A 9,000-nucleotide genomic window follows, 5' to 3' on the forward strand; every position below is an offset into this window, starting at 1 on the left:
ATCGCCGGGTGAGCGCCTCGGCCACCCGGACGCTGGCAAAGGGTCGGTGCTCATACGTCGATCCTCCAGGCGGCCGAATAGCGCAGCCCTGGAACACTGCCCCTTCACCAGTACGGGCGTCGCCCGCTTGACCGGGAGTGAGAGCACCAGGCTGAGCGCTCCTGAGGCGGCGTGCACCGCCGTAGTCTCGGGCTACCTGGCCACCCCACCCGACCTGCGAGGTCTCATGCCCGAGCACAGCACGCCCGCCGCAGTCGCCCACCGTTTCCTCCAGGCGTTCGGCGACCGGGACTGGGAGGCTCTCGGTGAACTGTTCGCGAAGGACATCGCCTGGAGCATGCCCGGCTCGGGCACGATCTCCGGGAACGCGCACGGGCCGGAGGAGGCGCTGCGCCGGGCCCGGGAGATCGCGGCCGGCGGAGTGCGCACCGAGCTGCTCCACGTCCTCGTCGGCGCCCGGGGCGTCGCCCTGTCGCTGCGCAACACCGCGGAAGCGCCGGACGGACGCCTCCTCGACGAACACCTCGCGACCGTCCTCGGCATCCGGCATGGTCTGATCGCCACCATCGACAGCTACCTCTCGGACGTCGACGGCATGTCCGCCTTCTTCGTACGGTGAGGGTCCACCCCGGAACTGTGGCTTCCATCACGGCGGACATGATCATGACCTGATGAGATCGCCGAATGCTCGGAGTCCTCCTTCGTTTCCTGCCGTTCTGGGTCCGTGAGCCCTTGCTCATCGTGATCGGGTCGGTTCTCGGCGTACGTCTCGTCCATCTCGCCATCGACGATCAGGACCTGGTGGTCGCCGCTATCAGCGCCGTATTTCTCCTGTTCACCGCCGTACGGGTCCACGGGGTGGTCCGAGCGCTGCGCGCACGCCGGAACGGGGACGGGACGGCCCCCGCGGACCCGAGCGGCACCGCTGCCCCGGTGCCGGTACCCGCCCCGCCCCAGGGAGCACCCGGACCGCGTCCCGTCCCGGCCGCCCCGGAGAAGGAACCCAACGCGTGGGGCCAAACGGCTGCGGCCCTGGGCGTGTTCGCGGCGCTTGCGGGCTCCATATGGCTGGGTCCGCGCGTGCTCCCGTCGAACGACACCACACCGAGGGTCGCCTCGTGCGAGAAGGAAGAACACGGGAAGCTGCCCAAGGTCCTTCACGAAGGCGCCCCGGCCGGCGACCGGCGACGACCTGTGCGAGGCCCTCAACCGGCCCGATCTCGCCCGACTTCTCGGGACCCCCGGAGAGATCGCGACCACGGCCTCCGGAAGCAACAACACCGGGCTCCTCACCGACGGGAAGGTCGCCCAGCCCGAAGCCGAGATCATGTTCGACACGTACACGGTGAACCTGTCGGCGACCTACAACGAGCTGTCGACCGCCCAGCGCGTGAAGCTGATGAAGTTCGGCGACGAGCAGGACGTCAAGACCCTCACGGTGCTCGGCCGGCCCGCCGTCTTCTCCTCGGACCACACCATGAAGATCGAGTTCAGCCTCGGGGGCGAGGGATCGAGCGGACCGGTCGAGCAGGGCCCCCTGGCGCGAACCCTGTCCGTGGCCCTGGACCCGAAGGACCGGGGCGGCTACTTCGAACTCACCGTGTGGAGCAAGTCCGGAGCCCTCCCGGACGACATCGCTCTCCGCGGCATCGCCGAGAAGGTTCTGCCGACGATCAGCGAACGGACCTGAGGACGCCTTCCACCGTCGGGCCCCGCTCCCGCGTGTCCGGCAAACCGTGTCAAGGTGGCCAACCTGGGCCGCTTACAACCCAGTTGGGCGCGGCGACAAGGCGCTTACCACACCCGGGCGTTGTGACAACGTCTTTCACGACGAAGTAAACTCGTACGTTGGCTAGGCACTTTGACGGGCCCCGTCACCCGACAGAGTGACTACCATGAGCGGCGTACTCGAACCGGAAGACGGCCTACCGTCTTTCAGTGTCTCAGTGATGCGCCCGTCATGGACGTACTCCTGTTCTCGGACCGAGGGACCGCTGAATGCCAGTGACTGCTCGCCCCCGCCAGCGCCGATCCGCGCGAGGGACGCGCTCACCGGGTGTGTTTCCCTGGGCGGTGGTGGTCGTCACCGCCGCGGGAGCCGCCGCGGCCGTCGCCCTCGCGCCCCACAACGCCCGTGCCTGGGTGGCCGGGACGGTGATCGTCGCGTGGGTCTGCGTCGTGGTCGTCGCCGGCACCGCGTCCGCGCGGCTGGGCCGGGCCCTGCGCCGCGCGGAGTCGCGCGGCGAGGAGCTGGAGACGACCAAGGCGCACTGGATGCGGCACGGCGCGGAAACGGACCAGCTGGTCACCACGACACTGCCGGCCGTCGTCCGGCAGGTGAAGAGCGGCACCGGCCCCGGCGAGGCCCTGTCCGGGCTGCCCACGCCCTCCGACCCGTACCTGCGACGGCTGCTGCACGTCTTCGCGACCGAGATGGCCGAGTCGGCCCGGGAGACCGCCGAGGCCCGCTCCGAACTGGAGCGGACACGTGCCGAGATGGGCCAGTGGACCGCCCAGCTCGACCACGTGACGAAGGAGACGCTGCCCGCCGCCGTCACCTTGCTGCGCGAGGGCAGCTCCGCCGAGACCGTCCTCGCCAAGCTCGACTGGCCGGCCCACCCGCTGCTGCGCGGCCCCGGCGAGTCGTTCGTCCGCGAACTCGCCTACAGCGAACGCCGTTCCGCCGCCGCCCAGGCCGCCTCCGCCAAGGCACTGAGCCGGGTGCAGGCCAAGATCGTCAGCATGCTCGCCGAGCTGCGCGACCTCCAGGAGCGGCACGGCGCGGAGGTCTTCGGCGACCTGCTGCGCCTGGACCACGCCACCTCCCAGCTCGGCCTCATGACCGACCGACTGGCCCTGCTGATGGGCGGCCGCTCCAGTCGCGTCTGGAACAAGCCGATCGTCATGGAGAGCATCCTGCGCGGCGCGGTCGGCCGGATCGCCGCGTACCGGCGGGTGCGGCTGCACAACTCCAGCAAGGGCGCCATCGCGGGCTTCGCGGCCGAGGGCGTGATGCACCTGCTGGCCGAACTCATGGACAACGCGGCCAACTTCTCGCCGCCCATCGACGAGGTCCACGTGTACGTGGAGGAGCGGAGCGCCGGCCTCGTCGTCACCATCGAGGACAGCGGCCTGAAGATGTCCGACGCCGCCATGCGCCGCGCGGAGGAGTCGGTCTCCGGCCGTACCACCGACCTCGCCTCGCTCCAGGGCACCCGGCTGGGCCTGGGCGTCGTGGGGCGGCTCGCCGCCAAGTACGGCATCAGCGTCAACTACCGGCCGTCCTCCCGCGGAGGCACCGGCGTCGTCGTCCTGCTGCCGCCTCAACTCGTGGCGCAGCAGCGCGAGCCCGTCACCGTGGAGCCCCCGCGGCCCAGCGCGGAGCTGCCGCGTCCCGCCGCCGTCGCCCCCGCTGCGGAGGCCGTCCCGGCGGCCGGCCCGGGGCCGGTCGTACCGGCCGGCCCGCGGGCGGTCGTACCGGCCGAGGTGATGGCACGAACCGACGATCCTCGCGCCGACGACCCCCGCGCCGACGACCCGCGCGTCCGTAGCGCCGCCACCCCGAACGGGCTGCCCGTCCGGGCCCCCGGCCGCACCATGGCCGAGGCGGAGCGCACGAGGCCGAAGGCCGCGCCCGAGCGCACCGGCCGGGAACCCGGCGCCGCCGGGCCCGCACGTGACGCCGGCAGCCGGTTCGGAGCCTTCCACCGCGGCCGCCAGTCGGGGTCGGCGGCCGTCGACGGCGCGTCCGGCGGCGTCCCGGGCGGACCCGAAGCCGTCCCCGGGACGGACGAGTAGAGCCGGCCCGCACACCACCCGAGGCGCTCACAGCCCCTCACCCCCCACTGATTCGCGCCACCACGTTGGATTGGAGGAACGGGTCGGGTGACCGTCGACCGGTCATGACCCGCCCCGCCCGTCATGGACACCACTGACAACAGCCTCACCTGGCTCCTGAAGAGCCTCTTGGAGCGGACGCCGGGCACCCGTCACGCACTCGTCCTGTCCCGGGACGGCCTGAAACTCTGCTGGACGGAACACCTGACCCTGGACCAGGCCGACCAGCTGGCCGCCATCTGCTCCGGCATCCAGGCTCTGGCGCAGGGCGCCTCGGTGGAGTTCGGGGACGGCTCGGGCGGCGTCCGGCACTCCATGACCGAGTTCCACGGCGGCCTGCTGTTCATCGTGGAGGCCGGACAGGGCGCGCACCTCGCCGTCATCGCCGACGAGAACGCCGACCCGGGCGTGGTCGGCCACCAGATGACGGAGCTGGTGGACCAGATCGGCGAGCACCTGCGCGCCGAACCGCGCACCCCCGTGATCCAGAATGCCTCCACATGACCCGCAAGCCCGTCGACATCGGCGTACCCGACCGGCTGTACATGGTCACGGGCGGCCGGAGCGAGGCAGACAACTCACTGGACCTGGTGACGCTGATCGTCAGCGAGTGCGAGCCCACGGCGGGCATGCAGTCCGAGCACACGCGGATCCTCGACCTGTGCCGGCACCCCACCGCGCTGGTCGAGGTCTCGGCGGAGCTGAAGCTGCCCATCACCGTCGTACGGATCCTGCTCGGCGACCTCATCGACATGGGCAAGGTCAGCGCCCGTCACCCCCGCGCGGCCGGCTCCGTCGCGGCCCTTCCCGAAACCGCCCTGCTCCAGGAGGTGCTCCATGGGCTCCGCAACCTCTGAGGTGCCCTCCCAGCGCACGCCGCTGGCCGACGCCGCCGAGATCGGCCTGAAGATCGTCGTCGTGGGCGGATTCGGCGTCGGGAAGACGACGCTGGTCCGCTCCGTGAGCGAGATCCGCCCGCTGAACACCGAAGAGGTGATGACGCAGGCGGGCCAGGGCGTGGACGAGACGGCCGGTGTCGAGCGCAAGACCACGACGACCGTCGCCTTCGACTTCGGGCGTATCTCCCTGAACGAGCGGATGGTGCTCTACCTGTTCGGCGCACCGGGACAGGAACGCTTCTGGTTCCTGTGGGACCGGCTGTTCTCCGGCACGCTCGGCGCGGTCGTCCTGGTCGACACCCGCCGCATGGCGGACTCCTGGTACGCCATCGACCGGCTGGAGCACCACAAGACGCCGTTCGTGGTCGCCGTCAACCGGTTCGACGACGACCCGAGCCGGTTCTCCCTGGACGAGATACGCCAGGCGCTCGCCCTCGGTGACCACGTGCCCATGGTCGACGCCGACGCACGCGTCAGGTCCTCCGGGAAGGACGTCCTGATCACGCTCGTGGACCACCTCTACACGCAGGCCCTGTCCCGGGAGGGGACACAGTGAGCGAGCACACCGACGCCCCGTCGCCGACCACACCGCCGGCGGGCTGCCCCGCGCACGGCTCCGCCGTACGGCTGGGCGGCCTGGAGTACCAGCAGACCCCCTCCCAGCTGTACCGCGCGATGCGCCGGGAACACGGCGCGGTGGCGCCCGTGCTGCTGGACGGCGACATCCCCGCCTGGCTGGTCCTCGGCTACCCCGAGGTCTGCTACGTCACCGGCCACGACGAGCTGTTCGCCCGGGACTCCCGGCGCTGGAACCAGTGGCCGAACATCCCCGAGGACTGGCCCCTGCTGCCGTTCGTCGGCTACCAGCCGTCCGTGCTGTTCACCGAGGGCCCGGAGCACCAGCGCCGCGCCGGTGTCATCACGCATGCCCTGGAAGGCGTCGACCAGTTCGAACTGGCCCGTGAGTGCCAGTCGATCGCCGAGCAGCTGATCAGCGGCTTCGCCGGCAGTGGCGAGGCGGAGCTGATGGGCGTGTTCGCCCACGCCCTGCCCGCCCGCGCGGTGCTGTGGATGTGCGGGATGCCGCAGGACAGCGCGGACACCGAGCGGCTCGTCGACGACCTGCGGATCTCACTGGACGCCGAGGAGGGGGACGACCCGGTCGCGGCGTATCTGCGCGTCGGCGCCCGTATCGCGCAGCTGGTCAAGGAGAAGCGGGAGCGTCCCGGCCCGGACGTCACCTCCCGGATGATCCTCGACCCGGCCGGGCTGAGCGACGAGGAGATCGTCCAGGACCTGATCTCCGTCATCGCGGCGGCCCAGCAGCCGACCGCCAACTGGATCTGCAACACCCTGCGGCTGCTCCTGACCGACGAGCGGTTCGCCGTCAACGTCTCCGGCGGCCGGGTGAGCGTCGGCGACGCGCTCACGGAGGTGCTGTGGCTGGACACACCGACGCAGAATTTCATCGGCCGCTGGGCGGTGCGCGACACCCAGCTCGGCGGGCGGCTCATCCGCGAGGGCGACTGCCTCGTCCTCGGCCTGTCGGCGGCCAACACGGACCCGCAGATCTGGCCCGACTCGCACGTGGGCGCCGAGAACTCCGCCCACCTGTCCTTCAGCAACGGGGAGCACCGCTGCCCCTATCCGGCCCCGCTCCTGGCGGACGTGATGGCGCGGACGGCGGTGGAGACCCTGCTGGAGCGGCTGCCCGACCTGGTACTGGCCGTCGACACCGCGGAGTTGACCTGGCGTCCGTCGATCTGGATGCGCGGACTGGCGTCCCTGCCGGTGCGCTTCACACCGTCGGCGCACTGACCACGCCCGCCACGGGCCTGCCGGGCATCGTCGCCGATGCCCGGCACGCGGAGGGCGCGCGAGCGGGCCGACCGGCCGGCGGTCAGCCGGCGACCGGGGTGAATCGCACCGGCAGCGACTGCGGTCCACGGGTGAAGACGCCCTGCTCGACCGGGTCGAATCCGTCGGCGAGACGGAGGTCCGGCATGGCGTCGAGCAGTTGGTTCAGGCCGATCTCGACCTCCGACTTGGCGAGCAGCGCGCCGACGCAGAAGTGCCGCCCGAGGGCGAAGGCGAGGTGGTCGGCGGCGGCCGAGAACGCGGACGTCGTGCTCAGGTCGTCGCGGAAGATGTCGAACCGGTCGGGTTCGCGGTAGCGGCGCTCGTCCCGGTTGGCGGCGCCGATCAGGCAGGTGACGGTGGCGCCCTTCGGGATGCCGCCGCCGGAGACCTCGACGTCGGCGGCGGCCTGCCGCATGATCATGTGCACGGGCGGGGTGTAGCGCAGGGTCTCCGCGAAGGCCGCCGGTATCAGGCCGCGGTCCGCGCGGACGGCGGCCAACTGGTCCGGATGCAGCAGCAGGTTGGCCAGGATGCTGGCGATCGCCTTGTCGGTGGTCTCGCCCCCGGCGGCCAGCAGGAGGCTGCAGAACGCCTTGATGTCCTCGTCGCTCATCCGTACGCCGTCGACCTCGGCGGCGCAGAGGGTGGACAGCAGGTCGTCGCCGAGGTTGTCGCGCCGTTCCCGGATGATCGGGATCATGTACTCGGCGAACTCCACCCGGGTGCGCTCGCCGGCGGCGGTCACCTCGGGATCGCCGGACAGGTTGCCGAGGAAGGCGATCACCGCCGTGTACCAGCGGTGGAATCGGGCGTGGTCGGCCTTGTCGAGCCCCAGCATGTCCGCGATGACGTTGACCGGGAAGCGGGTGGCGTAGTCACGGACGATGTCGGCGGAGCCGGACTCGCGGAAGCCGTCGATGAGTTCGCGCGAGTTGCGCTCGATGACCGGCAGGAACTTCTCCTGGAGGTCGCCGCCGCGGAACGCCGGCGCGACGAGGGCCCGGCGCACCGCGTGCTCCCGGCCGCTGAGCTGGAGGATCGTCTTGCCGTGGACCGGCTCCAGCTGCCAGTCGTAGTTGTCCGTCGTGAACTCGGACTTCTTGTCCTTGAAGACCCGTTCGACGTCGTCGTAACGGGAGATGATGTAGCTCTGGGTGGCCTCGTGCCAGATCAGCGGTTGTTCCTCCCGCATGACCGCGTACGCGGGGTAGGGGTCCGCGGCGAACTCGGGTGAGAGGATGTCGGGCGCCTGCCGGGCAGTGGACACGGAACTCCTCGAAGTAGACGTACATCTTTCAAGGAGCAGATTATTGATCTTCCGGTGGCTCAAACAGTCCTCCTGCGGCCGAAGTTGAGCGCATCCGCTCGCGAGACTCCTCGATGTGGTGCAGATACCGGCGAGTCCATGCGCACATGCCGTAGATGGTGCGTCGCAGCTCCTGTCCCGCCTCCGTCAGCGTGTACTCCACGCGTGGCGGCACGGTCGGGTAGACGGTCCGCCGCACGAGGCCGTCCCGTTCGAGTCCGCGCAGCGTCTGCGTGAGCATCTTGTGGCTGATGCCCTCCACCTCACCGCGCAGTCGCGTGAAGCGCAGGGTGCGCTCGCCGAGGACGCTGACGACCAGCGGCGTCCACTTGTTCGCGATACCCGAGAAGATCTCCCGCGCCAGGGAATGCGCGCGCGTCACCTCGGCGTCCTCCGGAACGCTCCCGACCTCTTCGGTAACCACCGGGTGCCCTTCTTTCGGAAAAGTGCTCTCTTCCCTCTGACCTCGCGGCTCTCCTACGGTTCCCACGTTGTCAACCTACCGTGAGGACAGGCCATGACCTTTCACAAGACGACCATTCTCAAGACGTACGCCCGCCTGTGGACCGACGACCTGGACATGTCGCTGGGCCTCTTGCGCGAACTGACCGGTGCCGAGCCCGACCTTCGCTTCGCCTTCGACTCCGTCGAGATCGCGGCGGTCGGCGACTTCCTCGTCATCGCGGGGCCGCCCGCGGAGCGTGCCCGCTACGCCCACGCGAGCGCCACCGTGATCGTCGACGACCTCGACGCGCTGACCGAGACGCTCGCGGCAGCCGGCGCCGAGATCACCACACCGGAGGGCACGAGCGCCACCGGCCGGTTCCTGTACGCGCGTCATCGCGGCGGCGCGGAGGTCGAGTACGTGGAGTGGGTCCCGGAGCTGGTGGAGCGCATCGTGCGGGGGTAGCGGTCGGGTCCGCCCCGGTCGCCGGGCAACTCTCGTGCTACTGCGTGACCTTCCGCTCGACGGCGGCCTTGACCAGGCCCGCGAAGAGGGGGTGGGGGCGGGTGGGGCGGGAGCGCAGTTCGGGGTGGGCCTGGGTGGCGACCAGGTAGGGGTGGACGTCGCGGGGGTATTCGACGTACTCCACGAGC

General features: G+C 70.7%; 10 protein-coding genes and 1 pseudogene. 9 read left to right on the top strand and 2 right to left on the bottom strand.

Annotated elements, in window-relative coordinates:
* The first annotated feature begins 226 nt into the window (after nt 1-226).
* The 8 genes and pseudogenes from NX794_RS20015 to NX794_RS20045 all read left to right on the top strand — a co-directional run bounded on the left by NX794_RS20015 (nt 227) and on the right by NX794_RS20045 (nt 6,554).
* The gene (locus tag NX794_RS20015; RefSeq protein ID WP_258779954.1) at nt 227-619 is read left to right on the top strand and encodes a nuclear transport factor 2 family protein; all 393 of its coding nucleotides are present in this window, start codon (nt 227-229) and stop codon (nt 617-619) included.
* Nucleotides 620-684: 65 nt separating this feature from the next.
* Nucleotides 685-1,050 (top strand): annotated as a pseudogene (locus NX794_RS35905) (DUF6215 domain-containing protein); the annotation flags it as partial.
* A 1-nt stretch (nt 1,051) separates the two neighbouring features.
* Nucleotides 1,052-1,690 (top strand): DUF6215 domain-containing protein, encoded by a 639-nt coding sequence (locus NX794_RS35910; RefSeq protein WP_309506008.1) that lies wholly within the window; start codon nt 1,052-1,054, stop codon nt 1,688-1,690.
* A gap of 308 nt (nt 1,691-1,998) precedes the next feature.
* Nucleotides 1,999-3,798 carry a sensor histidine kinase gene (locus NX794_RS20025; RefSeq protein WP_309506009.1) on the top strand — a complete coding sequence of 600 codons (1,800 nt, stop codon included), beginning with the start codon at nt 1,999-2,001 and terminating at the stop codon, nt 3,796-3,798.
* Nucleotides 3,799-3,921: 123 nt separating this feature from the next.
* Nucleotides 3,922-4,341, top strand: a complete 420-nt coding sequence (locus NX794_RS20030; protein ID WP_258779956.1) for a roadblock/LC7 domain-containing protein — start codon at nt 3,922-3,924, stop codon at nt 4,339-4,341.
* Nucleotides 4,338-4,694: a DUF742 domain-containing protein gene (locus tag NX794_RS20035; RefSeq protein WP_258779957.1), complete on the top strand. Its 357-nt coding sequence runs from the start codon at nt 4,338-4,340 to the stop codon at nt 4,692-4,694. Before NX794_RS20030 ends, NX794_RS20035 begins: the two co-directional genes overlap by 4 nt.
* A complete protein-coding gene (locus tag NX794_RS20040) occupies nt 4,675-5,292 on the top strand; it encodes a GTP-binding protein (protein WP_258779958.1) in 618 nt (205 codons plus the stop codon). The genes NX794_RS20035 and NX794_RS20040 overlap by 20 nt, the downstream gene beginning before the upstream one ends.
* Entirely contained in the window at nt 5,289-6,554 is a 1,266-nt protein-coding gene (locus tag NX794_RS20045; RefSeq protein WP_258779959.1) for a cytochrome P450, read from the top strand. Before NX794_RS20040 ends, NX794_RS20045 begins: the two co-directional genes overlap by 4 nt.
* An 82-nt stretch (nt 6,555-6,636) precedes the next feature.
* Here the strand turns inward: NX794_RS20045 and NX794_RS20050 are convergent, their stop codons facing one another.
* Nucleotides 6,637-7,863, bottom strand: a complete 1,227-nt coding sequence (locus tag NX794_RS20050) for a cytochrome P450 (RefSeq protein WP_258779960.1) — start codon at nt 7,861-7,863, stop codon at nt 6,637-6,639.
* A 40-nt stretch (nt 7,864-7,903) separates the two neighbouring features.
* Nucleotides 7,904-8,326, bottom strand: coding sequence for a winged helix-turn-helix transcriptional regulator (locus tag NX794_RS20055; protein WP_258779961.1), 423 nt, complete (start codon nt 8,324-8,326; stop codon nt 7,904-7,906).
* Between the two features lie 93 nt (nt 8,327-8,419).
* Between NX794_RS20055 and NX794_RS20060 the strand changes: the two genes are divergently transcribed.
* Nucleotides 8,420-8,812 carry a VOC family protein gene (locus tag NX794_RS20060; protein WP_258779962.1) on the top strand — a complete coding sequence of 131 codons (393 nt, stop codon included), beginning with the start codon at nt 8,420-8,422 and terminating at the stop codon, nt 8,810-8,812.
* The last annotated feature ends 188 nt before the right edge of the window (nt 8,813-9,000 follow it).

It is taken from the genome of Streptomyces pyxinicus (genome assembly GCF_024753135.1).
In the GTDB taxonomy this organism is placed as follows: domain Bacteria; phylum Actinomycetota; class Actinomycetes; order Streptomycetales; family Streptomycetaceae; genus Streptomyces; species Streptomyces pyxinicus.

Excerpts from the sequence above, each read along its gene's own strand:
- NX794_RS20060 (WP_258779962.1), top strand. The coding sequence starts at position 8,420 with ATGACCTTTCACAAGACGACCATTCTCAAGACGTACGCCCGCCTGTGG.
- NX794_RS20040 (WP_258779958.1), top strand. The coding sequence starts at position 4,675 with ATGGGCTCCGCAACCTCTGAGGTGCCCTCCCAGCGCACGCCGCTGGCC.
- NX794_RS20035 (WP_258779957.1), top strand. The coding sequence starts at position 4,338 with ATGACCCGCAAGCCCGTCGACATCGGCGTACCCGACCGGCTGTACATG.
- NX794_RS20015 (WP_258779954.1), top strand. The coding sequence starts at position 227 with ATGCCCGAGCACAGCACGCCCGCCGCAGTCGCCCACCGTTTCCTCCAG.
- NX794_RS20030 (WP_258779956.1), top strand. The coding sequence starts at position 3,922 with ATGGACACCACTGACAACAGCCTCACCTGGCTCCTGAAGAGCCTCTTG.
- NX794_RS20025 (WP_309506009.1), top strand. The coding sequence starts at position 1,999 with ATGCCAGTGACTGCTCGCCCCCGCCAGCGCCGATCCGCGCGAGGGACG.